Origin of the sequence: Brevibacterium moorei, from assembly GCF_024580735.1 — a bacterium.
GTDB lineage: Bacteria > Actinomycetota > Actinomycetes > Actinomycetales > Brevibacteriaceae > Brevibacterium > Brevibacterium moorei.
This window is the reverse complement of the sequence record NZ_JANIJX010000015.1, coordinates 50,578-75,117: the sequence shown is the minus strand read 5'-3', so window position 1 is coordinate 75,117 and position 24,540 is coordinate 50,578. Positions and strand designations below refer to the sequence as shown.

The 24,540-nt window shown below is 68.4% G+C and carries 25 protein-coding genes, 1 tRNA gene and 2 pseudogenes; 16 read left to right on the top strand and 12 right to left on the bottom strand.

Features of this window, described 5'->3' with window-relative positions; all coding sequences use genetic code 11:
• Positions 1 to 101 precede the first annotated feature (101 nt).
• Entirely contained in the window at positions 102 to 1,358 is a 1,257-nt protein-coding gene (locus NQ034_RS10850; RefSeq protein ID WP_257048850.1) for an MFS transporter, read from the bottom strand.
• Between the two features lie 238 nt (positions 1,359 to 1,596).
• Between NQ034_RS10850 and NQ034_RS10845 the strand changes: the two genes are divergently transcribed.
• Positions 1,597 to 3,054 (top strand): MFS transporter, encoded by a 1,458-nt coding sequence (locus NQ034_RS10845; protein WP_257048848.1) that lies wholly within the window; start codon positions 1,597 to 1,599, stop codon positions 3,052 to 3,054.
• 1 nt (position 3,055) lies between these two features.
• Here the strand turns inward: NQ034_RS10845 and NQ034_RS10840 are convergent, their stop codons facing one another.
• Positions 3,056 to 3,364, bottom strand: a complete 309-nt coding sequence (locus NQ034_RS10840) for a hypothetical protein (RefSeq protein ID WP_257048846.1) — start codon at positions 3,362 to 3,364, stop codon at positions 3,056 to 3,058.
• Between the two features lie 34 nt (positions 3,365 to 3,398).
• Positions 3,399 to 3,656 (bottom strand): GlsB/YeaQ/YmgE family stress response membrane protein, encoded by a 258-nt coding sequence (locus NQ034_RS10835; protein WP_257048844.1) that lies wholly within the window; start codon positions 3,654 to 3,656, stop codon positions 3,399 to 3,401.
• A 168-nt stretch (positions 3,657 to 3,824) separates the two neighbouring features.
• On the opposite strand from NQ034_RS10835, the gene NQ034_RS10830 reads away from it, so the two are divergent.
• Both NQ034_RS10830 and NQ034_RS10825 read left to right on the top strand, forming a co-directional pair.
• Complete coding sequence (locus tag NQ034_RS10830) at positions 3,825 to 5,501, top strand: sulfatase-like hydrolase/transferase (RefSeq protein WP_257048843.1); 1,677 nt, start codon at positions 3,825 to 3,827, stop codon at positions 5,499 to 5,501.
• 78 nt (positions 5,502 to 5,579) lie between these two features.
• Positions 5,580 to 5,655: transfer RNA gene (locus tag NQ034_RS10825), tRNA-Lys, on the top strand.
• Positions 5,656 to 6,250: 595 nt separating this feature from the next.
• Here NQ034_RS10825 and NQ034_RS16460 read toward each other — a convergent pair.
• From NQ034_RS16460 to NQ034_RS10800, 5 genes and pseudogenes are all read right to left on the bottom strand, one after another.
• Positions 6,251 to 7,216 (bottom strand): annotated as a pseudogene (locus NQ034_RS16460) (recombinase family protein); the annotation flags it as partial.
• Positions 7,217 to 7,771: 555 nt separating this feature from the next.
• Positions 7,772 to 8,362 carry a hypothetical protein gene (locus NQ034_RS10815; protein ID WP_257048840.1) on the bottom strand — a complete coding sequence of 197 codons (591 nt, stop codon included), beginning with the start codon at positions 8,360 to 8,362 and terminating at the stop codon, positions 7,772 to 7,774.
• Between the two features lie 15 nt (positions 8,363 to 8,377).
• Positions 8,378 to 8,863: a single-stranded DNA-binding protein gene (locus NQ034_RS10810; protein WP_257048838.1), complete on the bottom strand. Its 486-nt coding sequence runs from the start codon at positions 8,861 to 8,863 to the stop codon at positions 8,378 to 8,380.
• Between the two features lie 98 nt (positions 8,864 to 8,961).
• Positions 8,962 to 10,712, bottom strand: a pseudogene (locus tag NQ034_RS10805) (type IV secretory system conjugative DNA transfer family protein).
• A gap of 32 nt (positions 10,713 to 10,744) precedes the next feature.
• On the bottom strand, positions 10,745 to 11,290 hold the full coding sequence (locus NQ034_RS10800; RefSeq protein ID WP_257048836.1) for a hypothetical protein: 546 nt from the start codon (positions 11,288 to 11,290) through the stop codon (positions 10,745 to 10,747).
• Between the two features lie 413 nt (positions 11,291 to 11,703).
• Here NQ034_RS10800 and trxB point away from each other — a divergent pair, with 413 nt between their 5' ends.
• The 6 genes from trxB to NQ034_RS10770 are packed head-to-tail and all read left to right on the top strand — an operon-like array spanning position 11,704 to position 16,574.
• Positions 11,704 to 12,672 carry a thioredoxin-disulfide reductase gene (trxB, locus tag NQ034_RS10795; RefSeq protein ID WP_257048835.1) on the top strand — a complete coding sequence of 323 codons (969 nt, stop codon included), beginning with the start codon at positions 11,704 to 11,706 and terminating at the stop codon, positions 12,670 to 12,672.
• Complete coding sequence (gene trxA / locus NQ034_RS10790; protein WP_257048833.1) at positions 12,669 to 12,995, top strand: thioredoxin; 327 nt, start codon at positions 12,669 to 12,671, stop codon at positions 12,993 to 12,995. Before trxB ends, trxA begins: the two co-directional genes overlap by 4 nt.
• A complete protein-coding gene (gene arsB, locus NQ034_RS10785) occupies positions 12,992 to 14,080 on the top strand; it encodes an ACR3 family arsenite efflux transporter (protein WP_257048832.1) in 1,089 nt (362 codons plus the stop codon). The genes trxA and arsB overlap by 4 nt, the downstream gene beginning before the upstream one ends.
• Positions 14,077 to 15,081: a metalloregulator ArsR/SmtB family transcription factor gene (locus NQ034_RS10780; RefSeq protein ID WP_257048831.1), complete on the top strand. Its 1,005-nt coding sequence runs from the start codon at positions 14,077 to 14,079 to the stop codon at positions 15,079 to 15,081. The genes arsB and NQ034_RS10780 overlap by 4 nt, the downstream gene beginning before the upstream one ends.
• Positions 15,082 to 15,096: 15 nt before the next feature.
• Positions 15,097 to 15,522, top strand: coding sequence for an arsenate reductase ArsC (locus NQ034_RS10775; protein WP_257048830.1), 426 nt, complete (start codon positions 15,097 to 15,099; stop codon positions 15,520 to 15,522).
• Complete coding sequence (locus NQ034_RS10770) at positions 15,519 to 16,574, top strand: ArsO family NAD(P)H-dependent flavin-containing monooxygenase (RefSeq protein ID WP_257048829.1); 1,056 nt, start codon at positions 15,519 to 15,521, stop codon at positions 16,572 to 16,574. Before NQ034_RS10775 ends, NQ034_RS10770 begins: the two co-directional genes overlap by 4 nt.
• 50 nt (positions 16,575 to 16,624) lie before the next feature.
• Here the strand turns inward: NQ034_RS10770 and NQ034_RS10765 are convergent, their stop codons facing one another.
• Positions 16,625 to 16,972 carry an MFS transporter gene (locus NQ034_RS10765; RefSeq protein WP_257048828.1) on the bottom strand — a complete coding sequence of 116 codons (348 nt, stop codon included), beginning with the start codon at positions 16,970 to 16,972 and terminating at the stop codon, positions 16,625 to 16,627.
• A gap of 20 nt (positions 16,973 to 16,992) precedes the next feature.
• Between NQ034_RS10765 and NQ034_RS16455 the strand changes: the two genes are divergently transcribed.
• Positions 16,993 to 17,502: a macro domain-containing protein gene (locus NQ034_RS16455; RefSeq protein WP_373567204.1), complete on the top strand. Its 510-nt coding sequence runs from the start codon at positions 16,993 to 16,995 to the stop codon at positions 17,500 to 17,502.
• Positions 17,503 to 17,538: 36 nt separating this feature from the next.
• Positions 17,539 to 18,393, top strand: coding sequence for an SIR2 family NAD-dependent protein deacylase (locus NQ034_RS10755; RefSeq protein ID WP_257048826.1), 855 nt, complete (start codon positions 17,539 to 17,541; stop codon positions 18,391 to 18,393).
• Between the two features lie 238 nt (positions 18,394 to 18,631).
• On the opposite strand, the gene NQ034_RS10750 is transcribed toward NQ034_RS10755, so the two are convergent.
• Positions 18,632 to 19,222, bottom strand: coding sequence for a TetR/AcrR family transcriptional regulator (locus tag NQ034_RS10750; protein ID WP_257048825.1), 591 nt, complete (start codon positions 19,220 to 19,222; stop codon positions 18,632 to 18,634).
• Between the two features lie 90 nt (positions 19,223 to 19,312).
• Here NQ034_RS10750 and NQ034_RS10745 point away from each other — a divergent pair, with 90 nt between their 5' ends.
• From NQ034_RS10745 to NQ034_RS10730, 4 genes are all read left to right on the top strand, one after another.
• On the top strand, positions 19,313 to 19,699 hold the full coding sequence (locus NQ034_RS10745; protein ID WP_257048824.1) for a DUF1304 domain-containing protein: 387 nt from the start codon (positions 19,313 to 19,315) through the stop codon (positions 19,697 to 19,699).
• 73 nt (positions 19,700 to 19,772) lie between these two features.
• Positions 19,773 to 20,798, top strand: coding sequence for an NADP-dependent oxidoreductase (locus tag NQ034_RS10740; RefSeq protein WP_257048823.1), 1,026 nt, complete (start codon positions 19,773 to 19,775; stop codon positions 20,796 to 20,798).
• Positions 20,799 to 20,814: 16 nt separating this feature from the next.
• A complete protein-coding gene (locus NQ034_RS10735) occupies positions 20,815 to 21,807 on the top strand; it encodes an NAD(P)-dependent alcohol dehydrogenase (RefSeq protein WP_257048821.1) in 993 nt (330 codons plus the stop codon).
• 129 nt (positions 21,808 to 21,936) lie between these two features.
• Positions 21,937 to 22,062, top strand: a complete 126-nt coding sequence (locus NQ034_RS10730) for a hypothetical protein (RefSeq protein ID WP_257048820.1) — start codon at positions 21,937 to 21,939, stop codon at positions 22,060 to 22,062.
• Between the two features lie 97 nt (positions 22,063 to 22,159).
• Here the strand turns inward: NQ034_RS10730 and NQ034_RS10725 are convergent, their stop codons facing one another.
• Positions 22,160 to 23,698, bottom strand: a complete 1,539-nt coding sequence (locus NQ034_RS10725) for a hypothetical protein (protein WP_257048819.1) — start codon at positions 23,696 to 23,698, stop codon at positions 22,160 to 22,162.
• Positions 23,699 to 23,701: 3 nt separating this feature from the next.
• On the opposite strand from NQ034_RS10725, the gene NQ034_RS16450 reads away from it, so the two are divergent.
• The gene (locus NQ034_RS16450) at positions 23,702 to 23,947 is read left to right on the top strand and encodes a recombinase family protein (RefSeq protein ID WP_373456772.1); all 246 of its coding nucleotides are present in this window, start codon (positions 23,702 to 23,704) and stop codon (positions 23,945 to 23,947) included.
• Between the two features lie 71 nt (positions 23,948 to 24,018).
• Here NQ034_RS16450 and NQ034_RS16445 read toward each other — a convergent pair whose 3' ends face one another.
• Positions 24,019 to 24,345, bottom strand: a complete 327-nt coding sequence (locus NQ034_RS16445) for a helix-turn-helix domain-containing protein (protein WP_373567203.1) — start codon at positions 24,343 to 24,345, stop codon at positions 24,019 to 24,021.
• Between the last annotated feature and the right edge of the window lie 195 nt (positions 24,346 to 24,540).

The window sequence follows — 24,540 nt, the reverse complement described above, 5'->3', positions numbered from 1 at the left end:
GTCGTGACGCCGGTTATCCAGGCCACGACACCCCTGACCTGCGATGTTTTAAGATCGGCTGGGATGAAATCGCAAAGCTGTCCTTGCGTTAAGGTGAGCGCTCACACGGGCACTACGTCGCGGGCCCGGGTCCGTCGGCGCCGGTAGCCGATCACGGCGGCCAGGATGAAGCAGAAGCCGATTGCGGTCAGCCCGACCCCGGTGAAGGCCGGCGCCCGGTAGCCCAGTCCCGCGTCGATCACGACCCCGCCGAGGAACGCGCCCAGGGCATTGGCCAGATTGAACGCCGATTGATTCATCGCGGCGGACATGCTGGGGGCGTCGTGGGTTTCGCGCATCAGGCGCACCTGCAGGCCCGTGGTGAAGATGGAACCGCCGATGCCCAGGAGCACCATGCACACCACGATCGCCGGGAACAGGTGGGCCAGGGTGCCGAAGGCGGCCAGGACGATGCCCAGGCCCGCCACTCCGATGATGACGGCGCGTTCGATCGACTTGTCGATCAGCGGGCCTGCGATCAGCGAGCCCAGGGTCATCCCGACTCCATAGGCCACCAGCACCCAGGGGACCACGGAGTCCGCGGCACCGGCCAGATCGGTCACCGTCGGCGCGATATAGGTGTAGACGGCGAACATGCCGCCGAACCCCAGGGAGCCGGCCAGCAGGGTCAGCACCACCTGTGGGCGGGCCAGGGTGCGCAGCTCGGCCCGGGTCGAGGGCCGCTGGGCCGGGGCGGGGTCCCCCGTGGCAGTGTTCGTCCCCGTGGCTCCGACGGCGGGCACGAACAGGGCCACCGCCAGGAAGTTGACCACTCCGACGGCTGCGAAGACGAAATAGGAGGTGCGCCAGCCCAGCTGGGCGCCCAGCACGGTGGCCGCCGGTACGCCGACGATGTTCGCGATCGTCATGCCCAGCATCACCCGCGCCACGGCCGTCCCCGAGCGCTCAGGGCGGGTTAGGCGGGCTGCGACGATTCCGGCGACTCCCAGGTAGACGCCGTGGGGCAGCCCGGAGACGACGCGGGCGATGAGCAGCATCGACATACTGGGGCTGGTCGCCACCAGCAGGTTGCCCAGGATGAACAGGCACACCATGGCCAGCAGCAGCGGCTTGCGCGGGACACGGGAGGTCAGGGCGGTGATGAGGGGTGCGCCCACCACCACGCCCAGGGCGTAGGCGGAGACCGCATGGCCGGCCTCGGTGATGCTCACTCCCAGGTCCGCGGCGAACTGGGGCATCAGCCCCATGGTGGCGAATTCCGTCAGGCCCAGTCCGAAGGCACCGATGGCCAAACAGGCATAGGACACGGGGACGGGCAGTGAATGGCGGCCAGTGGGAAGCAGTGGGAGAGCGGGCACGGGGTGTAAGCCTAGTGGCTGGGAGGCGACCCGCATAACGGTACTGGGGTGTGCTTTTCAGTTTCGTATAGTGAGTCACATGGATCTCATTAAATGAGATTTCGTGAGATTTTCCCTTGTCCTCGGGCGTACTGTCTTCTTTGCGCGAGTGCCACAGCAATCGCGCAAAGAACACTCAGGCTCACCCATGGCCCGGCCGTTCGCCGTTTCACCATTCGGAATCAAGAATCAAGGGATCATGTCCACCCACACCAGTAATGCCGCGGCAGGCGCGGCTCATGGCGGTCAGGCGGTCGACAACATCGCACTGGCCCGCAAGACGAACACCCGCGGCAAAGTCCTGACGGCGTCGATGATCGGTACGACGATCGAGTTCTTCGACTTCTACTCGTACGCGACCGCATCCTCGCTGGTCTTCCCCGCTCTGTTCTTCCCGCACCAGACCTCGACGACGCAGCTGCTGAGCTCCTTCGCCGTGTTCGGCGTCGCCTTCGTCGCGCGCCCGATCGGCTCGGTCCTCTTCGGCCACTTCGGCGACCGGATCGGCCGTAAGAAGACCCTGATCGCCTCGCTGCTCATCATGGGCATCGGCACCTTCCTGATCGGTCTGCTGCCCACGGCGGAGACCCCCGGATGGATGATCCTGGCCCCGCTGTTCCTGGTGCTGCTGCGTTTCTGCCAGGGTGTGGGCCTGGGCGGTGAGTGGTCCGGCGCGGCACTGCTGGCGACCGAGAACGCTCCGCAGGGCAAACGGGCCATCTGGGGCACGTTCCCCCAGCTGGGCGCCCCGGTGGGCTTCATCATCGCAAACCTGTTGTTCGTGGGAATCAGCTACGGGATCTCGCCCGAGGCCTTCCTGAACTGGGGCTGGCGCATCCCGTTCCTGCTGTCGGCCATCCTGGTGGCCGTGGGCCTGTGGGTCCGCATGTCCCTGATGGAGACCCCGGCCTTCCAGCTGGTGGAACAGAAGCAGCAGATCGCCAAGGCCCCCATCGCCACGGTCTTCAGGACCAGCTGGTGGCAGATGGTCCTGGGCACCTTCATCATGTTGGCGACCTATGTGCTGTTCTACTTCATGACCGCCTTCACCCTGACCTACGGCACCTCGCCCGACACCACCGATAAGGCGGCTGCCGCTGCGGCCAAGGCCGGCAAGGCCTTCGATCCGGCGACCTTCGTGCCCGGCCTGGGCTACACCAAGAACGAATTCCTGGTCTACCTCATCATCGGCGTGATCTTCTTCGGCGTCTTCACCGTGGTCTCCGGACCGCTGGCGGAGAAAATGGGCCGGCGCAAGATGCTGAGCATCGTCACCGTGCTGATCGGGGTCTACGGCCTGTGCCTGCAGCCCCTGTTCACCGCCGGCACCGCAGGGGTGTTGGCCGGTCTGATCATCGGCTTCACCCTGATGGGCCTGACCTTCGGGCCGATGGCGGCCTATCTGCCTGAGCTGTTCCCCGCGAACGTCCGGTACACGGGTTCGGCGATCTCGTACAACATGTCCTCGGTCATCGGCGCGGGTCCCGCCCCGTTCGCCATGGTCGCGCTGTGGCAGCACTCGAACGGCGGTTCGATCTTCACCGTCGGCCTGTACATGCTGGTCGGTGCGGTGCTCACGGTGATCGCCCTGCTCCTGGCCAAGGACACCACGCACGTCGATATGGAAGCCGCCCTCGTGTGTGGTTCCGGTGTCTAACTCACTTGCGATCCGACAGTGCCCATGCGGCACCCGCGGCCACAGCGGTGACGACGCCCACGGCGGGCCAGGCGCCGAGCTTCTTGGCAAGCGGATGTGACAGGCCGAAGCCCAGCAGGTACGTCGCGGCCAGCGCCGAGGTGGTGGCCGGGTTGGTCTTCTTCAGCCAGCTGCGGCCGGCGTAGGCGCCGGCGGCGGCCAGGACGACTCCGCCGAGGGGGCGGATAAGGGTTTCGCGGGCGGTCAGATAGCCGCCCACCAGGCCCGCGGCGACGACGGCTGCGGTGTTCACTTCTTCAGCTGCTTTCATGTGTGCGATCCTACTCCGCGGGTCTTCGGCGGTCTCACCGGCGGCCTCGGACCAGGCCGGCGAGGACCAGCACCACAAGCGAACCTCCCACGGCGAACAGCCAGGTGCTCCAGGAGAAGAACGCCAGGTTGGGGTTGAAGCCCAGGGCACGGCCGATGAAGCCGCCGACGATCGCACCGACGACGCCCAACAACAGGTTGCTGAAGAAACCACCGCCGTGGTCCCCCGGCAGCAGGAAACGGGCGATGGCACCGGCCACCAGCCCCACGATGATCCACGCCAAGATACTCATGTGGTCAGCCTAACAAGCATCGGTGGAACCGGGCTGGGAAGAGACAGGGCGAATGATGGGCCAGGAGCCGGGGCAGAGGGGACCCACACTACCACGACCAGGTGCCTTGCCGGTATCCTGGTGAGTCCGGATGCCGAAGAGGCGACCTACCCGGTGAGGAACCGGGCAATGAACGAGGAAGACGGAGGCCCTGTGTCCCAGGAGTCGGACGAGTCGAGTACCGAGTCGAGGAAATGGCCGCGCACCCTGCGAGCCCTGCGTGTGGCGGGCCGCTGGAGCGCGCGGATCGGTGGTTGGCTGCTGGTCTGGGTGGGCCTGACGCTGTTGGCCGCCGGATGGAACATCCGCCAGGTCTGGGGCGATATCACCGTCGACCAGATGCTGACGAACATCACCGGCGTCCGCCGTGACGGCGGGGGCGGCGACCTGGCTATCCAGGCCGTCTGGTGGATCGGCGTCGTACCGCTGGTCGCCACGGTACTGCTGGCCGTCATCGTCTATCTGCTGCGCCGCCCCGGCCGCAAGCGTGCGGGCCGCACGTCCAAGGCCACGGGCGTCCGCCGGATCGCGGCCGTGCAGAGCCCCACCGGGAGGGGACTGCGGCGCTTCGGTGCAGTGGTGCCGATCGCGCTCGTCACGGCCATCGCCGTGACCGGCACGGCGACGTTCTCCTCGGCTGTGAGCATGCCGGACTACATCCGTGCGGTGCGCTCGAACCTGGACCTGGGGCCCTATTATGCGCAGCCCACGGTTGACAGGGCCGCTGCGAAGAAGGTCGCCGGGGGCAAGAAGAACCTGGTGTTGATCTACCTGGAGTCTGGGGAGGCGACGCTGGGCGATGACAGCGTGTTCGAGAAGGACATGCTGGCACCTGCCAAGGAGGCCACGCAGGGCTGGGCCGGGATCGACGGCCTGCAGCAGTACCACGGCGGGGGCTGGACCATGGCCGGAATCGTCTCCAGCCAGTGCGGCATCCCCCTGCGCGGCAAGAGCGCTGCGACCGGCGACAAGATCATGAACGAGCTGGGAACGGAACTGGACAGCTTCATGTCAGGGCAGACCTGCCTGGGCGATGTGCTGGCCGACAACGGGTACACGAACACCTTCATAGGCGGGGCGAACGCGGACTTCGCGGCCAAGGGAACGTTCCTGCGCACCCACGGTTACGACACCATCAAGGACCTCAAGACCTGGCGGGCCGCCGGCGAGGCCTCCAAGGACATCCGCAGCGACTGGGGCCTGAGCGATAAGCGGCTGATGGAGCACGCGAAGGACGAGGTCGACCAGCTGCACAAGAAGTCGCAGAAGACCGGCAAGCCGTTCAACCTGTCGATGCTGACGCTGGACACGCACGAACCCGTGCACGTCTACGACTCCTGCAAGGTCGACACCCAGGATCAGCTGGCCTCCGTGTTCTCCTGCTCTATGGCCACCGTCGCGGGCTTCCTCGACCACATGAAGGACAAGGGGTACCTCGACGATACGACCGTCGTCGTAATGGGCGACCACCTCAAGCACATGGCCGGGTGGAACGCCTACCACGAGGAACTCGACGGCCGTGACGACCGCACCGTGTTCAATCGCATCTGGGTGCCGGGGACGAAGAACGGTAAAACACCGTTGGGCACCCCGCGCGCAGGCGTGGACCAGCTCAACTGGCTGCCCACGATCATGGACGCCGTCGGAGTGCCGGCCACCGGTTCCCGGGCGGGCCTGGGCGTTTCGGCCTTCGCGCCGGAAATCCCGGCAGAGTCCGCGCAGGCGTTGGATGAGAACAAGTACAAGGAACTCCTGGATGCCAGGTCCGGCGACTTCTACGCCAGGGCCTGGGGCGAGGCGAAGTGAGGCGTGCGGATTTTTCCAAACCCACCGACAGGCGTTAGGATGTTCGGGTGTGTGGCGGTCGCATGATCTCCCACGCACGGGCCTCTAGCTCAGTTGGTAGAGCAGCGGACTTTTAATCCGCGGGTCGAGGGTTCGATCCCCTCGGGGCCCACCAGAAGTTGGTTGTTCAAACCGCCGACATTTCCGGTTTGACCTGCGTGGACTGCCGTCTCCCCGTCTGGGGAGGCGGCAGTTTGCTGTACTCCGGGGTCGAACAGGATGTGGAACGGCTCCCCTGCCTGGCCGTCGATGCCGTCGTTTGTGACGAGCAGGCGTTCGAAGAACGCCTGGTTCGCGATGCGACGCAGGGAGTCGTCCACGCTCATGTAGATCTTGTGCGCGTTGCCTGCCAGGGCAAGGCAGTCGTCCAGGTGGGCGCGGGCCTGTTCGTACTCGACGGAGCTGGCTTCGATGCGGGCGTCGAGGAACCCGATCTGTCGGGCGATGCGGTCCTGCTCCGACTTGAGCAGGTCGATGGGCACGGCTCCGGCGTAGTGGGCTTGCAGGAGCTTGTGGCGCTCGTCATGCAGCCGGTCGCGTTCGGCGATCTGGCTCTTGCGCTCGCTCTTCGCGGTGGCGTAGAGCCGGTCGAACTCGGCGTGGATGAGCTTGCGCAGCGGCTCGATGACGTGGGCGGGGATCTGCACGCTGCGGTAGTAGTCTTCGACGGCGGCTTCGACGTCGGGCACGTACATGGCCTTACGGTCGCAGGCGGTGCGCTTCTTGTGCCGGCCGGAGCAGATGAAGTACGGGTAGATCACCCCACGGCCGCTCTTGGCGTTGGTGAGGATCAGCCGCGACCCGCACGTACCGCAGAAGATGCTGCCCTTGAGGTAGTGGTCGTGGGCCTGGGTCTTCTCCCCGGAGATGCGGTGCGAGGCGAGCACGGTCTGCACCCGGTACCAGACCTCGGGAGCGACGAGGGGTTCGTGCAGGCCGTCGTACATCGCGCCTTTGAACAGCACGTTGCCCTTGTAGTACGGGCTGGCGAGCAGCTGCTGGATCGTGGACAGCCCGGGCGCCTTCTCGGGTCGCTTCGGCGTCGGCACGGTCGTCAGGCCGCGGTCGATGAGTTCTTCGCGGAGGGTGATGGTCGAGTAGTTCCCCGTCGCGTACGCCTCGAACGCCCACTTGATGAGCGGGCCGCGCTTCGGGTCGACTTCGATGCTGCGCACCTCCCGGCCCAGTTCGTCGCGGTGGGTGGCGTTGAGGTAGCCGATCGGGGCCTTGCCGTTGGTGCCGCCGGTGATGGCCTTCTGGGTCATGCCCTTGGAGACCTCGTTGGCGAGGTTGCGGGAGTAGAACTCCGCGATCGTGGACATGATGCCGTGCAGCAGCATCCCCGACGGGGTCTCATCGATGTTCTCCGTCGCGGACACCAGCAGCACCCCGGCCTCTTTGAGCGCGAGGTGGATCGCGACATCATCGGCACGGTTGCGGGCGAGGCGGTCGACCTTGTGGACGATGCAGTACGCGACCGGGTGGGTCTTGACGTACTCGATCATCTCCATCAGCGCGGGGCGATCGGCCTTGCGGGCGGACTCGCCCGCATCGACGAACTCCTCGATCACGACCGCGCCGAGGTCTTGGGCCTTGCGGAGGTTCGCCTCGCGCTGCGCGGGGATCGAGAAGCCCTCGTCCCGTCCGCCCTTGGAGGCCTGCTCCTTGGTGGACACGCGCAGGTAGGACACGGCGAGCGTGGTGGTCTCGCCGATCTGGCTCAGGTCGAACGATGGCGGCCCCGCCGGGGCCAGGCAGTCAGTGTCTCCGGGCGTGCCGGAGAACGTATTCGCAGTGGACACGGGTCGTGTTTCCTTCCCCACAGGTGGGGCCAACACGAGCTGGAGAAACCTGCTCGTGCGGTGCGACAGTAAGGAAACAACAAGACCCGGAAACCACCCTTGCGGGTGGTGATAGGTAGTGCCCCGAAGGGCTCAGCAAGAAGGTCGTACCACGGCGATCCGGTACCCGGTCCGCCGCTGGCGACGTACATCGATTCTACCTCGGAGCTCCGGACTCGTCACGGGCACCGGACGGCCGGTCGGCGAGCCCCGGCGACTCCGCAGCCGTGCTGCCCGGGTCTGGGGCGCTATGAGCGGTGTGGGCGTCGCGGGCGCGGGCCTGGGCCATCCCGATGAACAGCCGCGCGAGCTGGTGCAGGTCCGGGCTCTGTCGTGGTTCGGCTTGCACCCGGTGGTTCTTCATGCGCGGCGGCGGGGTGCTGGAGCGGGTCACTGCTCGTCTCCTTCCGCATAATCGATCCCGGCGAAGAAGGAGTCCTCGGCGGCTTTGCTGCGGGCGACCTGCTCGATCACGTACTGCACGAAGTCGGCGCGACGGTCCTCGATCGGGGTGTCCTCGACGGTCGGGGCGGGTGGTTCGCCGGGCCAGGCGGTCTGTCGGGAGGGCCGGTCGCGGTCCAGTCGGGTGCCGGATGCGGCGACCCAGTCGCGCAGCCGCTGGCGAGCGGCAGCGAAGTCGCGGTGCCAGCCGATCGGGGCGCTGGCGTTCTGCTCGGGGTCGTAGGCGGCGAGCCAGTGCAGGTGCAGCGCGGACAGCTCCCAGAGCAGTTCGGGGTGGCGGTGCCACAGCGGCGGGATCACCGAGGCCGGCAGGGCGTAGGTGTGACGGAGCCATTCGACCCACCGGTTCAGGGCGAGCCATTCCTGCTCCAGGTCGTGTGAGAGCAGCAGGTTCCAGTTCACCGGCCGCGGCGGCCCAGGCACGTCATCGCCCGCGCCTGCCGGGTCGAATGCGTCGTCCAGGTCGTCCCAGTCCTCCGGCTCCACCGGATCAGCAGGTGTCGTGGTGTCGTCGTTCATGATGTCCGCCCCTTCTCACAGGGCCCGGGCGGGCTGCACGGTCTTGGGCTGTTCGGGTTCCGGGGCGCTGAACTCGACGGCGCGTTCGGGCCCGGCCTGCTTCGGGGGCTCCATCTGCGACAGCCGGCGCGACGTGCCGACCTCGGTGTTCATGCGGGAGGCGTCATGTCCGAGCCGGTTCGCGATGAACTCGTTCGACTCGACGCCGGTCTTCGGGTTGGTGCTCGGCTTGAGGGTGCCGTGTGCGATGAACCAGTCCTGCTTGGCGAGCTTCGCGTACCCGGCCTCGGCCGCGCCCCGGAAGGCGACGACGTCGTGGAAGGTGGTCGGCAGCTTGATCCGCGACCCGTCCGGGGCATACTCGTGGTGCTCCTGCCCGGCCTTGAAGTACAGGCGTGGCACCCCGTCGTGGTACGTCCGCTTCGGGGTCGAGGCGACGAACCCGTAGAACGCTTGCCCGAGTTCCGGATCCGGCTGCTGAGACTGCTGCTGCTCGTCCATCGTGTGCTCCCGTAGGTCTGCTCAGGCCGCGCACCTCTGACGTGGGCGGCTTCAGCAGGCAGGTGCACTCACCCGACCCTGCGAGCTCCGCGACGGAATCAGCTCTGGTGGACGTTGTGGAGGAGCTGTTCGACCTCGGCCCGATCCGCAGCGAGCTGTGTCCCGTCGGGGCGGGTGGGCCAGCCGCGCAGATCGGTGATGATCGGCGGCGCGGATCGGAGCAGCGTGACGGCGGTGCCGAACGGGAGCGTCCTGATCCGGTCCGGGGGCAGGATCAGCACCCGGCGGATCGAGCGCTGGTTGGAGCGGGAGCCATAGTCGCCGACCGTGGTGGAGTCGGTCAGCTCGTCGCGTTCCCCGATCAGCGTGGACAGGTCTTGGAGATCACGACTGTTGGAGGCGCCGCCGAGGAGGACTTTCACGATGGAGGCATCCCAGATCGCGCCGGCCTGGTGCTCGTTCCACTTGTCCCGGGCTTGGGCGAGGGACTGGAGCACCGCGAGGGTGGTGATCCCGGTGCCGCCGCCTTCGGCCATCAACGTCGGCAGCGACGGCAGCGGGGCGAGGTTGCCGATCTCGTCCAGGGCCAGCAGCATCGGCGGGTCGAGCCTGGCCCCGGTGGAGCGGGCGGCGAGTCGGCGGGCGGTCTCGATCAGATCCTCCACCAGCGCGGCGACCAGCGCGGCACTGTTGCCCGCTCCGGCACCGGTCGCGAGGAGGAACAACGTGCCGCGGTCGCGGATGAAGGCTTCTGGGTCGAACTCCTCGCCCTCTGCCGGGGAGACCGCATCGAGCACCCGCGGGTCTGCGAGGGCAGCCAGGGAGAGGGAGACGCCTTGCAGATCGAGTCTCGGGTGCGCGGATCGGAGTCGATCATCGAGGCGAGCGAGTCCGCCCACCCGGTCGCGGCCTGCGGGTGGTTGGTGAGGATCGCGACCGCATCCGCCGCGCTCGTGGGGTCGAGCGTCCACCGGAACAGCTCGACCGGCGACCGGCCATCCAGGGCGGCGGCGTGCAGCAGGGCTTGGAGTGCTGCCCGGGTCTTGCCTTCCCAGAAGTCGCCGCCCTCGACCCCGCCTGAAGAAAGGCCGGTGGCGGAGGCGAGGCCGGCGGCGCGGATCATCGCGGTCTGCGGGGACTCGCAGCCCCGGATCGGTGACCACCGCAGCCCGGCGGGGAGGCCTTCGGCGAGGTGCTGCGGGTCGAACACCGCGACCGGGCCGACACGCTTTCTCGCGCGCAGGCAGGCGGTGAGGTTGTCCGGGCGGGTGCTGGTGGTGACGACGGCGCCGGGAGCGTCGAGGATCGCGGGGATCACCAGGTGCAGGCCCTTCCCGGAGCGGGGCGGGCCGATCAGCAGGATCGAGTCCTCCACGCTCGCCCACACCTCGCACCGCCGCGACTGCCCCAACCGGTACCCGACATCCACCGGACGCGGATCATCAAGCGCGGGTCGGAGGGTGCTGGCGCGGCGCATCAACGCCCGCGCCGACGCCGTCTGGGCGACCTCGTGCCCGGTCGCGACGCCTGCCTGCCGGTGCGGGTCGGCGGCGGCCTGCCGCGTCATCCTCCGGAACAGTCGCGATGCCCAGATGCCGGCCGCGGCGAGGGCGCCGAGCATGACGGTGGTGACGATCCAGTAGACGACCGGGTTCAGGTCGTCAGCGCCGAGCTGCCCGCCCGGATCACCGGGATCGAAGAACACGGCAATGCCGCCGGTCGCGCCTGCGGTCGGTTGGTCGGTGCCGGTGAGGAATGCCGCCACGCTGCCGGCGGCGCGCAGCACGAACGCGACCCCGATGATTCCGCCGATGGCGATGAGGACGAGGTTGGTCAGCTCGTCTCCCATCGCCCCGCTCCCGGGGCGGGTCTGGGGGCCGGTCACGACAGGCCCCGGATCGCAATCGCACCCGAGACTCGCCCGACCAGCACCACCTCGCCCGCTTTCACAGCGGCGATGGTCCTGGGATCCAGGAGCGCGCGGACGTGCCCTTCGTAGGTGGCGTCGGTGCGGGCGATGATCAGCGCGACCGCCACGTCTTCTCCGGCGATGAACCCGTCACCACCGTCGACCTCAACCAGTGCTGCGGGCCGGCCCCGACGCCGCGACGGCCGCGCGGATTCCGGGGCCGGGTCGGGCTGCACGACCGGGCGATGGGCGGCAGGGAGGATGTCGGTGAACCTGGTGCCGTCGCTCTCGTGGACGGTCACCCGCACCGGGAACGCCCGCTCCATCGTGGCCAGGTCAACGATCTGCCCGAACATCCCCCGCCGCCACGCCTCCACCCCATCCGGCGGAGCCAGCTCCTGCCCATCGAGCCGCGCGGTCAGCGTGCCATCGGACTGGACGTCGAGTACGAGCAGCGGCACCGACACCGGCACGACTGCCGCGGAGGAGCGATCGGGGGCATCAGGAAGAGGTCTCATACCCGCAGGTGCGCCCGCCCGCCCGTGCCAGGCCCGGCTTCATCGACGCGCTACACGCTGGCCTGAGACGAAGAACCCCTACCTGCTCGTTACCACCCAGACCGCGCCCCGTCTCTCGCCGCCCAGCCGGAACTTCCCCTGGAAGAAAGCCGGTGTCACCGCCCAGGCGCTGCGCACCGACCGGATTCTCTACGAAGTCGAGCAGACCGGCGGCGACATCCGACGCATCTGCGACCTCTTCGGCATCAGCGTCGAGGGAGCCCTGCGCTACACCGTCACCGATCAAGGCACTCTTGAGGCCAGCCCGATCGATCATCTGCCCGAGCGTGCGGCGAGGTGAACACCGGGCAAACACTTCGCGGCGGGCGACGATCCCACTTGCGGGCTGATTCGATGAGTGTGAATATAGAAGCATGTCGATGCAACAGGTAGTGATTGTCGGGTCTGGTCCGGCGGGGTATACGGCCGCGGTGTACGCGGCTCGGGCGGGGCTTGCGCCGGTGGTGATCGCGGGGTCGGTGTCGGCGGGTGGTTCGCTGATGACGACGACCGAGGTGGAGAACTTCCCGGGGTTCACGGACGGGGTGCAGGGTCCGGATCTGATGGAGTCGATGCGGGCGCAGGCCGAGCGCTTCGGCGCCCGCATCCTCCTCGATGACGCGACCCGCATCGACCTGGCTGGCGCCGTCAAGAGGATCGAGACGGGTGCGGGCGAGACCTTCGAGGCGCGCAGTGTGATCCTCACCACCGGCTCCGCCTACCGCAAGCTCGGGCTGCCCGAAGAGGAGCGGCTGTCGGGGCACGGCTTGTCGTGGTGCGCGACCTGTGACGGATTCTTCTTCCGCGACCAGGAGATCGCCGTCATCGGCGGCGGGGACTCCGCGATGGAGGAAGCCTTGTTCCTGACCCGCTTCGCGTCGAAGGTGACGATCGTGCACCGGCGTGAGGCGTTCCGGGCGTCGAAGATCATGGCCGAGCGGGTGCTCGCGGATCCGAAGATCGAGGTCTCCTGGAACAGCGAGGTCGCGGGCATCCTTGGCGAGACCCGCGTCGAGGGCCTCCGGTTGCGCGACACCGGCACCGGCGAGGAGCGCGTCCTGCCCGTGACCGGGGTGTTCGTCGCGATCGGACACGACCCGCGCTCGGAGCTGCTGACCGGCCAGGTCGACCTCGACGACGACGGCTACGTGCTCGTCGAGCACCCCACGACCGCGACGAACCTGCCGGGCGTGTTCGCCGCCGGGGATCTCGTCGACCGCCGTTACCGGCAGGCGATCACCGCCGCGGGGACCGGGTGCGCTGCCGCCCTCGACGCGCAGCACTTCCTCGCCGGCCTGCCTGCCGAGGACCTTGATTCTGAACTTCTGGAGGTGTCCGCATGAGCGCGACCATGACCGTGACCGATGCCACGTTCGAGGCCGAGGTGATCCAGTCCGATCTCCCTGTGGTGGTCGATATCTGGGCGGCCTGGTGCGGGCCGTGCAAGGCGATCGCCCCGATCCTGGAAGACCTCGCCGGCGAGTACGACGGCCGGGTGAAGATCGTCAAGCTCGACGCCGACCAGAACCCCGATGCCGTGATGGCGGCGGGGGTGACGTCGATCCCGACGCTCGGCTTCTACCGGGATGGTGAGCGCGTGGACGTGCTCATCGGCGCGCACCCGAAGCCCGTCATCGCAGGCAAGATCGAGAGCCTGATCGCATGAGTACCGCAACTACTGTTCGCGTCAAGCCCGCGCGCCTCTCCACCCTCGACCGGTGGCTGCCTGTGTGGATCGGCCTCGCCATGGTCGCGGGCCTCCTGCTCGGCCGCTTCATCCCGGCACTCTCCGAGATGCTCGCCCGCATGGAGGTCGGCGGCATCTCGGTGCCGATCGGGCTCGGCCTGCTCGTCATGATGTACCCGGTGCTCGCGAAGGTCCGCTACGACAAGGTCGCCGCCGTCACCGGCGATAAGAAGCTCCTCGTCTCCTCCCTGATCTTGAACTGGCTGGTCGGCCCGGCCGTGATGTTCGCGCTCGCGTGGGTCTTCCTCCCGGATCTGCCCGAGTACCGCACCGGCCTCATCATCGTCGGCCTGGCCCGCTGCATCGCGATGGTGGTGATCTGGAACGACCTCGCCTGCGGCGACCGCGAAGCGACCGCCGTGCTGGTGTTCATCAACTCGGTGTTCCAGGTGATCGCGTTCTCGCTGCTCGGCTGGTTCTACCTCACCATCCTGCCGGGCTGGCTCGGCCTCGACACCCAGGGACTGGACGTCTCGGTCGGGCAGATCGCGCTCAACGTGCTCGTCTTCCTCGGCGTCCCGCTCCTGGCGGGGTTCCTCACCCGCTACTTCGGCGAGCAGGCGAAGGGGCGCGACTGGTACGAGGGGAAGTTCATCCCCGTGATCGGCCCGTTCGCGCTCTATGGTCTCCTTTTCACGATCGTGCTGCTGTTCGCCCTGCAGGGCGAGGCGATCACGTCGCAGCCGTGGGATGTCGCACGGATCGCGCTGCCACTGCTGGCGTACTTCGCGATCATGTGGTTCGCAGGACTCCTGCTCGGCAAGGGCATCGGCCTGAACTACGCCCGCTCGACCACGCTCGCGTTCACCGCAGCGGGCAACAACTTCGAGCTCGCGATCGCGGTCGCCATCGGCACCTTCGGTGCGACCAGCGGGCAGGCCCTCGCCGGTGTCGTCGGCCCGCTGATCGAGGTGCCCGTGCTCGTCGGCCTCGTCTACGTCTCCCTGTGGGCCGCCCGCAGCTGGTTCCACACCGATCCCTACGCCGTGGAGGCACGCTCATGACCGACACCCTCGCAGCCGGTGACGAGGTTTGCGCGCCCAGCGCCGCACCGGCCATCGGCGCCGAGATCGCGCAGGCTCTCGCGGGCACGCTCAAAGCCCTCGCCGATCCGCTGCGGCTGCGGATGCTCTCGGCGATCGCGACCGATCCGCGCGGCGAGTCCTGCGTGTGCGATCTCGCCGAACTCGCCGACGTCTCCCAGCCCACCGTCTCCCACCATCTGAAGGTCCTCAAGACCGTGGGGCTGCTCGATTCCGAACGGCGCGGCACCTGGGTCTGGTACTCCATCCCCGTCGATCGGCGCGGGGCGGTGACCGCGCTGCTGGAGGCCTTCGCCCCCGCAGTGGTCGCCCCCGCCTCGACGACTCCGTCTGCGGACTTCGGGGAGTTCGCCGACATGGATGCGCACATCACCCATCTCGCCGCGGATCTCGCCGCCCGCACCCCGGAACTGCCGGCGGCGACGGTGACCGGGATCGTGCGCGACTCCTTCACCGCGCTGGCGAGGTCGGCGAAGATCACCCGCTACCTCGTCCCGCTGACCGAGCGGTTCGCCAAGCAACGCCTCGCCGACCTCACGAGAGACCGGGCGACCGCGCCGCCGCAGGTGCTGTTCGTGTGCGTGGCGAACGCCGGCCGCTCCCAGCTCGCCGCCGCCCTCACCCGGCAGCTCTCGGGAGGGCGGGTCGTGGCCCGCTCGGCCGGGTCGACCCCGGCCGCCGGCATCCACCCGCACGTGCGGGACCTCATCACCGAGATCACCGGCACCGGAACCGAGGCAGAAGAAGCGTTCCCGAAGCCGCTCACCGACGACGCGATCCGCGCCGCCGACGTGGTGATCACGATGGGATGCGGCGACGTCTGCCCGGTCGTGCCCGGCGTCCGCTACGAGGACTGGCCGGTCGCCGACCCCGCACTGGCATCCCCGGACGGGGTGCTCGCGATCCGCGACGACATCGCCGCCCGCGTCCGCACCCTCATCGACTCCCTCCTCACCGACTGAAAGCAGAGACCTGCCATGACTGATCCCAAGCCCTCCGTGCTGTTCGTGTGCGTGCACAACGCGGGCCGCTCCCAAATGGTCGCCGGCTACCTCCGCCACTACGCCACCGGTCGCATCGAAGTCCGATCCGCCGGGTCGATGCCCGCCGAGCAGATCAACCCCGTCGCCGTCGAAGCGATGCGGGAGGACGGCATCGACATCACCGCGGAGCAGCCCAAGGTGCTCACGACCGAGGCCGTGCAGGCCTCCGACGTGGTCATCACCATGGGGTGCGGCGACGCCTGCCCGTTCTTCCCCGGCAAGCGCTACGAGGACTGGAAGCTCGACGACCCCGCAGGCCAGGGCATCGACGCCGTCCGCCCCATCCGCGACGACATCAAGGCACGCATCCGAGCCCTGGTCGCCGAGCTGCTGGGTGAGGAGCAGGTGGCGTCTGCGTGATCGATGTCGTCGTCATCGGCGGCGGTCAGGCCGGGCTCGCCGCGGGCTTCTACCTGCGGCGGTCCGGCCTGGACTTCGTCATCCTCGACGCCCAGACCGGGCCGGGCGGGGCGTGGCGGCACGGATGGGAGTCCCTGCGGCTGTTCTCCCCGGCCCAGTACAGCCCGCTCCCGGGCTGGCCGATGCCACCCCAGCCCGGGGAGACGTTCCCGACCGCCGCACACGTCGCCCAATACCTCGCCGACTACGAAGCACGCTACGAGCTCCCCGTTCACCGGCCCGTCCGCGTCCACCAGGTCCGCTGGGATGCGGGAGCCTTCGTGGTGGGCACTGACCGGGGCGAATGGGTGGCGCGGGCGGTGATCAGCGCCACCGGTACCTGGCAGAGCCCCCATGTTCCCGCCTATCCGGGGCAGGACGCGTTCACCGGCCCGCAGTTGCACACCGTTGACTATCGGACGCCGGAGCGGTTTTCCGGGCAGCGGGTCGTGGTCGTCGGCGGAGGGAACTCCGCCGCGCAGATCCTCGCCGAAGTCTCCACTGTCGCCGACACCCTCTGGGTCACGGCGCGCCCGCCGCGGTTCATGCCCGACGACGTCGACGGGCGGGTGCTCTTCGACGTCGCCACCGCCCGCGCCGCCGCCCAGCGCGCCGGGGTCCGCCATGACGGGGTGGCCGGGCTCGGCGACATCGTCATGGTGCCCCCGGTGCGCGAGGCCCGCGACCGTGGCGTCCTCCACGCGGTCCCGATGTTCGACCGGCTCACCTCGACGGGCGTGGCGTGGAGTAGCGGGCGCGAGTATGCGTGCGACGCGGTCATCTGGTGCACCGGGTTCGCCCCGCACCTCGATCACCTCGCCCCGCTCGGCCTCACCCTCACCGGCGGGCACCCGGCCACCGCGGGAACCCGCTCGGTCGATCATCCCGGCCTGCATCTGCTCGGATACGGCGACTGGACCGGATTCGCATCGGCAACCCTCATCGGCGCCGGACGCACCGCGAAACTCGCGGTCACCGAACTCCGCACCCACCTCGCCCCCGGAAGCCGGTAGGATGCCGCCGCCGCGCCCCGTCCATGATCCGCGGTCGCGAGGGGGTCGTCTCAGGCCGTGGCCGGCTCGGCCCGGGTTGCCTCGGGTTGCCTGGCAGGGTGCGGGCGGGCGCTCAGCAGGAGCAGGACGGTGCCGACTGCGGCGAGGCCTGCCAGCACGGCGAATCCGGTCGCGTAGCTGCCCGTCGCCCAGGCCAGGAACGTGCCCGCCCAGGGCGCGATCGCCGTGGCCAGCAGCACCGCGACGCCCATCACCGCGGACAGGTGCCCGTAGGCGCGCGGCCCCCACCGGTCGGTGATCGCCGTGGCCTGCAGCAGCGTCGCGATGCCCCGCCCGACGCCGGCGAGGATCAACAGAGGCCGAAGCGCTTCCCACCTTGGCCGAGCAGGGAATCTCATCCGACTCGGTCGCGGAGCGGATGCGGCTGTGGCGAGGTGACTTGACCGTTCTGCGAGCTGATGCGATCGTGAATGCCGCGAACGACCGCATGCTGGGATGCTTCGTTCCAGGCCATGTCTGCATCGACAACGTGATCCATGCCGCAGCCGGTCCGGCGTTGCGCGAAGAGTGCGCCGAACACATGCGACGTCAGGGACACGCGGAACCCACCGGCAGCGCGACACTGACCGCCGCGTATCACCTGCCGGCCTCGTATCTGATCCACACTATCGGTCCGATCGTGCCGAGCCACCGGCCCACAGCTGCGGATGAAGCCGCATTGGCGTCTTGCTATCGCTCGATCCTCGACGCCGCGGAGGCGCAACGGCGGCATTCGTACCGTCGGGTTCTGCTCCATCTCCACCGGGGTGTTCGGCTACCCGAAGGACGCCGGGGCAGGCGTCGCAATCCGCACCATCCGCGACTGGCTCACCAACCACCCGGAGAGCCGCATCGAACCCCTCGTTTCTGCATTCACGCCCACAGATGAAGCCGTCTACCTCGACGCCATCACGGAGGTACTGACATGACGGACATGCGCGACGCCGCTTCGTGGATTGCCGACGCTGATCGGGTACTCGTCACCGCCGGCGCGGGACTCTCCGCTGCAGCCGGGTTCGACTACACCGACCAGGAGCGTTTCGCGGAGCTGTTCCCCGTGCTCCACCAGGCCGGGCTACGAGCGCGCTACGAGATGATCGGCCGCGACCTGCCGCCCGAGTACCTCTGGGGATTCTGGGCCGTGCACACGAGCGACATTCGGTTCAACTCCGCACCGTCACCGCTATACCAGCAACTACGGGGCATGGTTGGCGACCGCGACTACTTCGTGATGACCTCGAATGTCGACCAGCTCTTCTCGCGCAACGGGTTCGACACCGATCGTATGTACACCCCGCAAGGCGACTACGGACTGTACCAATGCCTCACTCCCTGCACCCGCGAAGTCTGGCCATCCGAGCCCATCATCCGTGCCGCCCTTGACGCCTATGACCCGGGGACGGGGAAGGTCGCTCCCGAGGCGATCTCGACCTGCCCGAACTGCGGCGGCCAGGTGTTCCTCAACGTGTACGCCGGAGCCTGGTACATCAACGATCACTTCCAGCCCGGTCTCGGCCGCCTCAACGACTGGCTCGCCGAAACACGGGAGAGTGGGGACTCCCTTGCCATCGTGGAAATCGGTGCTGGTTTCAACACGCCCGGCGTGATCCGCTGGCCCAGTGAACAGCTCGCTCGTGCCCTGCCGAACGCCAGACTCATCCGCATCAACCGCGATCACGCAGACCTACCCGACGATCTTGTCGGTCGAGCCTTCCCCATCCCCGCTAATGCCGGAGACGCCATCGCCCAGATCACTTCACTCTCAGGAGCCTTCGAATGACCCTTCCCCCTCGTGCTGTCGCAGCGGCACGAGCACGGCCAGCGGTGAGACTGTTCCCCGCGTGAAACCCGGCGGTGGATGCTGCCGGCGCCTGCGTGGCGAGGCACCGCTGGAGTCCTCGGAGCATGGGGACGTCGCACCGACCTGACCTGCGTCCGCGGACATGCCCGGCGGGTTCCGATGCTCGTGGTCGGCGTCGGTCCGGTCTCCTGATGGACTCCGGCCGATCCTCGAGCCGTCAGCGCCGCATGCCCTCCTCGACGAGCCGGATCGCCGTGGTGAGCCCGTCCGCCGCCTGTGCGTGGTCGATGCGCGCGAGGGCGAACGCCGCGACGACCAGTCCTGTCACCGCGTCGACGAGGCGCGCCCGGTCCGCGGGATCGCCCTCCGGCTCGTGTGCGGCGATGCCGCGAGAGATCGCCGTGTGCAGCTCGGTGCGGTACTCGGCGATGGTGCGGGCGATCTGCTCGTCGTGGGCGATGGATGCGCCGGCCGCGTTGATGAGCAGGCAGCCGTTGGCGGCGGGCATCGAATCCCTTCGCCGGAACGCGTCGCGGAGCCCGGTGAGGTACGCGAGGATCGCATCCCGATCGACGGGATCGGTCTGCAGCGGGCGAAGCCGCGGGCGGACGATGTCGTCGAGATAGCTCTGCACCGCCGCGTCGAAGAGTCCCCGCTTGGATCCGAAAGTGTTGTAGATGCTGGATCGGCTCAGTCCGGTGGCGTGTTCGAGCGCGGGGATGGATGCGTCCTCGTAGCCGCATTGCCAGAACAGCGTCCGCGCGGCGTGCACGACCGCATCCCGATCGAAGCTCTGCGTGCGTGACATCGCCCGCCTTCTTTCCGTAACGTTCTTTCCAGTATATATTGGAAGAGTCGTTACAGAACACGGGCGAGAGTCCGTGAAAGGGGCAACATCATGATCGTCGCAGGTCTCGTGCTCGCGGGCGTCGCCGCGCTGGTGCACGTCTACATCTTCTACCTGGAGTCCGTCGCGTGGACGAGCCCGCGCACGTGGGCGACGTTCGGAACGGATGAGGCAGAGGCGAGGGCGACGAAGGGGATGGCGTTCAACCAGGGCTTCTACAACCTGTTCCTGGCGATCGTCGTGATCGTCGGCATCGTCTTCGTCGCCCTGGGCGGCACGGCCGTCGGGGCGGCGCTGGTGTTCAGCGCCGCCGGTTCGATGTCCGCCGCCGCGCTGGTGCTGGCGCTGTCCAGTCCGGACAAGTCCGCAGCCGCCCTCAAGCAGGGTGTGATCCCGGCGCTCGGCGTGATCACCCTGGCGATCGGCCTCGCACTCTGACGCGTGCCCCGTCGGGGCCGCGTGCGCATACAGATCCCACCGAGGATCCCATCGAGAAGGAAGAAACCGTTCCATGTCTGATTTCGTCAGCACTCAGATCCAGCTCGCGGCACGCCCGATCGGCTGGCCCGCTCCGGAGGACTTCCGGGTCGTGCGGGTCCCGTACGGGCCGCTGGAACCCGGCCAGGTGCGTGTGCGGAACGAATACGTGTCCGTCGACCCGTACATGCGCGGAAGGATGAACGACACGCGCTCGTACGTCGCCCCCTACGCGCTGGGGGAGACGATCGCGGGCGGGGCGATCGGCCGGGTGGTGGCCTCGACGGTCGCCGACATGCCCGTGGGGTCGCTGGTGCTGCACCAGCACGGCTGGACGGACACGGCGCAGGATGCCGCATCTACGTTCCAGATCGTTCCCGAGACACCCGGCGTGCCCTCGTCTCTGCGGTTGCACATCCTGGGGATGACCGGTCTGACCGCGTATGTCGGGCTGACGGCGATCGCCGGCATGAAGGAGGGCGACACGGTGTTCGTCTCCGGTGCCGCGGGCGCGGTGGGCACCGCGGTCGGGCAGATCGCGAAGCTCCTCGGCGCGGGCCGGGTGGTGGGCTCGGCCGGATCGCCGGAGAAGGTGGCGCTGCTGACCGAGAAGTACGGGTACGACGCGGCGTTCGACTACAAGGACGGCGACGTGCGCGGCCAGCTCGCCGCGGCCGCACCGGACGGCATCGACGTCTTCTTCGACAATGTGGGCGGAGGCCACCTCGAAGCAGCGCTCGATGCCTTCAACGACGGCGGTCGCGCGGCGCTCTGCGGGGCGATCGCCGGATACAACACCACGACGCGCCTGCCCGGGCCGGACAACATGGCGAACATCATCACCCGCGCGCTCACGCTCCGGGGCTTCACCCTGGCGGCCCACCTCCACCTGGCCCCCGAGTTCCGGGAGAAGATGACGGGCTGGTTCGCGGAGGGAAGGATCTCTTACGACGAGACCATCGTGGACGGCATCGAGAACACCGTCGATGCCTTCCTCGACATGATGCGCGGTGCGAACACCGGCAAGATGCTCGTGCGCGTCGCACCCGAGCAGGCCTGAGCCGATGCGCGCGCTCGTGCACGACGGGTACACCTCGGCGGCTGGGCTCGCGGTCGCCGAGGTGCCGACGCCACGGGTCGGTGCCGATCGGGTCCTCGTCCGCGTGCTCACGGCGTCGGTGAACCCCGTCGACTGGCATCTCTACCGCGGAGATCCGTGGATCATGCGTCTGCGCAGACCCGGCGCGGCGCGGCAGGGGCTGCAGGGCGTCGGGGAGGACTTCGCCGGTGTCGTCGCCGAGGTCGGCGCGGGTGTGACCGGTGTCGCAGTGGGGGAGCGGGTCTTCGGCACGATCCCCGCGACGGCGCAGCGGACCGGTTCGATCGCCGAGTACGTCGACGTCGATCCCGAGTGGTTCGCGGTTCTGCCGCCGGGCGTCGATCCCTCCGCCGCGGCGGCGAGCTCACTCGCCGGCCTCACCGCCATGCAGGCGCTTCGGGACGCCGGCGGCCCCGAACCCGGCGGACGTGTCCTGGTGTGGGGCGCCGCCGGTGGCGTCGGCCACCTCGCCGTGCAGATCGCCCGTCTGCTGGGGGCCTCCCGGGTGGATGCCGTGTGCTCTGCGCGCAGCATCGACATGGTCCGTGGTCTCGGAGCGGACGACGTCTTCGACTACACGGTGGGTGAGACACCGCGCGGGCCCTACGACGTCGTGATCGACACCGTCTGCACGGCGCGCGCCTCGACCCTCCGCCGCATCCTCGCCCCGGAGGGCGTCGTCGTCACGATCGGGGCGGCGGGCGGAGGCAGGATCCTGGGACCCGGCGGCCCGATCGTGAGACGTGCGGTGGGCAGCGCGCTCGCACGCATCACGGCCCGCACCGTGCTGACGAGAGTCGATTCGAGCGATCTCGCTCGGCTCGGCAGCTGGTTGCAGACCGGTGCGCTGCGCGTCGTGCTGGAACGCGTCTTCCCCCTGGCGCAGGCGCCTGCCGCGTATGAGGTGCTCGAGGAAGGCCGGGTGCGCGGCAAGCTGGTCATCGACGTGTCGGGAGCGCCTGCCGCTTGAGGCACGGCGAAGGGCCGCCCGAACGAGATGACACGGGCAGCGGGTGAACTCAGACCTCCTTGGCGAGGAGGCGTCGATGCACGGCTCGACCTCGGTGGCCAGCAGTGTGAGGCACTCCAGGAAGTGCTCGTGGGGAAGACTGCCGATGTCCATCTGGAGAATGTGCCGAACGTGGCCGAGATGGCTGTGCAGGTGGACGATTACGCCGTCAACGCCGGTCCGGCCATCACGACACCACCTGTACCGAGAATCTGATAGGCCTCGCTGTATCAAGCCGTTGCTACACGAACAAGATCACGCCCTTCTCTCGTGAATGAACGCAGGCTGCGTCTCGTAGTACGTGAGTGCCCCGTCACAAGCTGCGTGCTGCTCCGTCTCGATGCGGCCCGGGGCGACGGGACTCGTGCTCGAACGGGTCGTGGAGCTGCCGTTCCCGCCGCTCCGCTCGCCGCCTCGCCTGTTCCTGCTCCTGCTGAGCGCGGTTGGCCTCGATGCGCCGCGCGGCATCGCTCACCGGGAGGTTGCGGAGTTCACGGGCTTCGGCGCGGATTAGGGCGGCCCGTGTGCGGGCGTCGGCGGCGTCGCGGTGCGGGTTGACCGTGCGCATGCCGAACTGGTCTCGGCGGGTGTGTTCAGTTCCGTACCCGCTGACCAGCAACGCCGTGCGCTCACGCTGGTGTCGCTGCTGGGTTGCTTTCTGCTGGGAGTGTGCTGCGTGGACGGCACGGTCGGCGTCGCCGACGCGGGGGTCGGTCTCGGCTCGGCGCGCTGCTGCCTGGGCCATCCAGGCAGGGAGCGCTTCGAGGGTGCGGGGCGGCTCGGCATCCCAGGCGTCGCGGAGCTGGGCGCGGGTAGTCCGGACTTGTTCGGTTGCGGTGCGATGTTCGGTGCGGGCCTTGCGTCTGCCGAACGGTCCCACGGTCGCGAGGCGGGCACTCGCGGCCGCCTCAGTGTCGATGACGGCGACGTAGGCCGCGCCGTCCGCCTCGGCCTGCATGGTCAGCGGCGCAGTGACCTCGGCACGGAGACGCGCGGCCTCGTCCTCTACCCGGTGGAGCGTCGCGGCGTCTTCGTCGTCCTCGGCCCGGTGCGCAGCGCGTTGGGCGTCGAGGTATGCGGCGGCCTTCTCCCACCGTTGCGCCTGCCGGTGTGCGCGCTCGGCTTCCTCGTCAAGGCGTGCGAGTTCGTCGGTGACGAGCCGAACAGGGCCATCCGCGGCAAGTCCACGCACGGCTTCGACGGCTTGGGCGGTGGCGTAGTCGAGGCCGCGGTCTGCCGGGTCGCGTTCCATCGCCTCGATGAACTGGGCCCTGGCGTCGGCCAGGTTCTCCGCAACGACGTGCAGTTGGTTCTGCTCGCGGCCTCGGGTCATGCCGACGTAGACGCCTGCCGCGCTGGTCGCCTCCGACAGCACCGTGTGAGACGCATCGACGGTCGCGCCTTGGACGCCGTAGGCGGTCGCGGCATAGGACAGGTGCGCATGCTCGCCCACATACTCGGGCGGGAGCGCGACCGTGCGCCGGTGCTTTCGGCCGCTGCCGACCCCGCGGGCATAGACGGTGCCGTCCTCAGTGACGTGTTGCACGATCCACTGCTGCCGGTTTGCCACACCCAGGTCGCTGCTGTTCTTCCTCGTCTGGATGAGGTCACCGGAACCGATGCTCAGCCCGTCACTCCCGGTCTCTGTCACGATGTCGTCGACCTCGCCGCGCTCGACCCGACCAGTACGGATGCGCTCGTTCAGCGCGGCGGCTTCGTCGTTCGTAGCGACAGTGATCGCCTTACCCTCCTGGGCGTGAGCGGTGATGTGTTCACGCGCCGCGTTGTCGCTTTCGTGCAGGGTGACGAGGGGGTCTGATGCACGTTCACCGACATCGGTTCCACGGGACACGAGTTGGAGCGGCTACTCGAAGCCGGCGCGAACGGAGAGATCTCCACCGTCATCGTTTCTGATCTGGCACGACTCGGCCGCCGACCAGGCGAGAACATGCGCATCATCGATCAGCTCGAAGAAGCAGGGGTCACGGTGCGGGTTGCTGACCAGCACGCACCGGGACCGTCCGGCCTCGAACAGAGACTCCTGATGCTCGTCGCCGCGGAGCCAGGTCAACGTGGAGAGCACCCGACGCGACGGCACTGACCAGGTCCGCTAGGTACGAGAGCGCCCTCTGATTTCCGGGAATCAGGGGGCGCTCAGGTCTGCGAAGAAGGTCATGCCACGCGAGGACGCCGACCCTTCGGACGGATCGTGCCCCCGCACGAGACCACAGCGGCTCGTACCGCGTCGTTGCTGATCCCAAGCTGTCGTCCCGCGTCGAGCAACGTCAGACCATTGGCATACAGCCGAGCAGCCTCCTCACGCACCGAATTAGGAAGCTCAGGCCCGTTTCGAGGCCGCAGTCCCGCCCGTCGTGCCAGCGCGTGCACCGTGCCTCGATGCACCCCGAACCGCTTCGCCAGCTCCTGCACCGGTGCACCTTCCGAGTAGGCAGCGAGTAGTTCCGCGCGACTCTGGGCGTTCAAACGGGTTTGACTCACGAGCGGTTTCGCGACCACCTCACCCCGCTCGTCCTGGACGGGCTGACGCTCCGGACGAACACCAGAGAGCTTCTTTCCCTTGAGAGCGCGCCTGATCAGCGTCAGAACAGGCTTTCTGGGGTTTGACAAGTACCCAGCAAGGTCCACCGCAGACAAGGCCCCTCACCAGGCAAAACGCCGGGTGAGGGGCCTTCG

Bases quoted from the DNA above. Each gene is read 5' to 3' on its own strand.
- NQ034_RS10845 (WP_257048848.1), top strand. From the start codon at position 1,597: ATGTCCACCCACACCAGTAATGCCGCGGCAGGCGCGGCTCATGGCGGT.
- NQ034_RS10840 (WP_257048846.1), bottom strand. From the start codon at position 3,364: ATGAAAGCAGCTGAAGAAGTGAACACCGCAGCCGTCGTCGCCGCGGGC.
- NQ034_RS10835 (WP_257048844.1), bottom strand. From the start codon at position 3,656: ATGAGTATCTTGGCGTGGATCATCGTGGGGCTGGTGGCCGGTGCCATC.
- NQ034_RS10830 (WP_257048843.1), top strand. From the start codon at position 3,825: ATGAACGAGGAAGACGGAGGCCCTGTGTCCCAGGAGTCGGACGAGTCG.
- NQ034_RS10815 (WP_257048840.1), bottom strand. From the start codon at position 8,362: ATGAACGACGACACCACGACACCTGCTGATCCGGTGGAGCCGGAGGAC.
- NQ034_RS10810 (WP_257048838.1), bottom strand. From the start codon at position 8,863: ATGGACGAGCAGCAGCAGTCTCAGCAGCCGGATCCGGAACTCGGGCAA.
- NQ034_RS10800 (WP_257048836.1), bottom strand. From the start codon at position 11,290: ATGAGACCTCTTCCTGATGCCCCCGATCGCTCCTCCGCGGCAGTCGTG.
- trxB (WP_257048835.1), top strand. From the start codon at position 11,704: ATGTCGATGCAACAGGTAGTGATTGTCGGGTCTGGTCCGGCGGGGTAT.
- trxA (WP_257048833.1), top strand. From the start codon at position 12,669: ATGAGCGCGACCATGACCGTGACCGATGCCACGTTCGAGGCCGAGGTG.
- arsB (WP_257048832.1), top strand. From the start codon at position 12,992: ATGAGTACCGCAACTACTGTTCGCGTCAAGCCCGCGCGCCTCTCCACC.
- NQ034_RS10780 (WP_257048831.1), top strand. From the start codon at position 14,077: ATGACCGACACCCTCGCAGCCGGTGACGAGGTTTGCGCGCCCAGCGCC.
- NQ034_RS10775 (WP_257048830.1), top strand. From the start codon at position 15,097: ATGACTGATCCCAAGCCCTCCGTGCTGTTCGTGTGCGTGCACAACGCG.
- NQ034_RS10765 (WP_257048828.1), bottom strand. From the start codon at position 16,972: ATGAGATTCCCTGCTCGGCCAAGGTGGGAAGCGCTTCGGCCTCTGTTG.
- NQ034_RS16455 (WP_373567204.1), top strand. From the start codon at position 16,993: ATGCGGCTGTGGCGAGGTGACTTGACCGTTCTGCGAGCTGATGCGATC.
- NQ034_RS10755 (WP_257048826.1), top strand. From the start codon at position 17,539: ATGACGGACATGCGCGACGCCGCTTCGTGGATTGCCGACGCTGATCGG.
- NQ034_RS10750 (WP_257048825.1), bottom strand. From the start codon at position 19,222: ATGTCACGCACGCAGAGCTTCGATCGGGATGCGGTCGTGCACGCCGCG.
- NQ034_RS10745 (WP_257048824.1), top strand. From the start codon at position 19,313: ATGATCGTCGCAGGTCTCGTGCTCGCGGGCGTCGCCGCGCTGGTGCAC.
- NQ034_RS10740 (WP_257048823.1), top strand. From the start codon at position 19,773: ATGTCTGATTTCGTCAGCACTCAGATCCAGCTCGCGGCACGCCCGATC.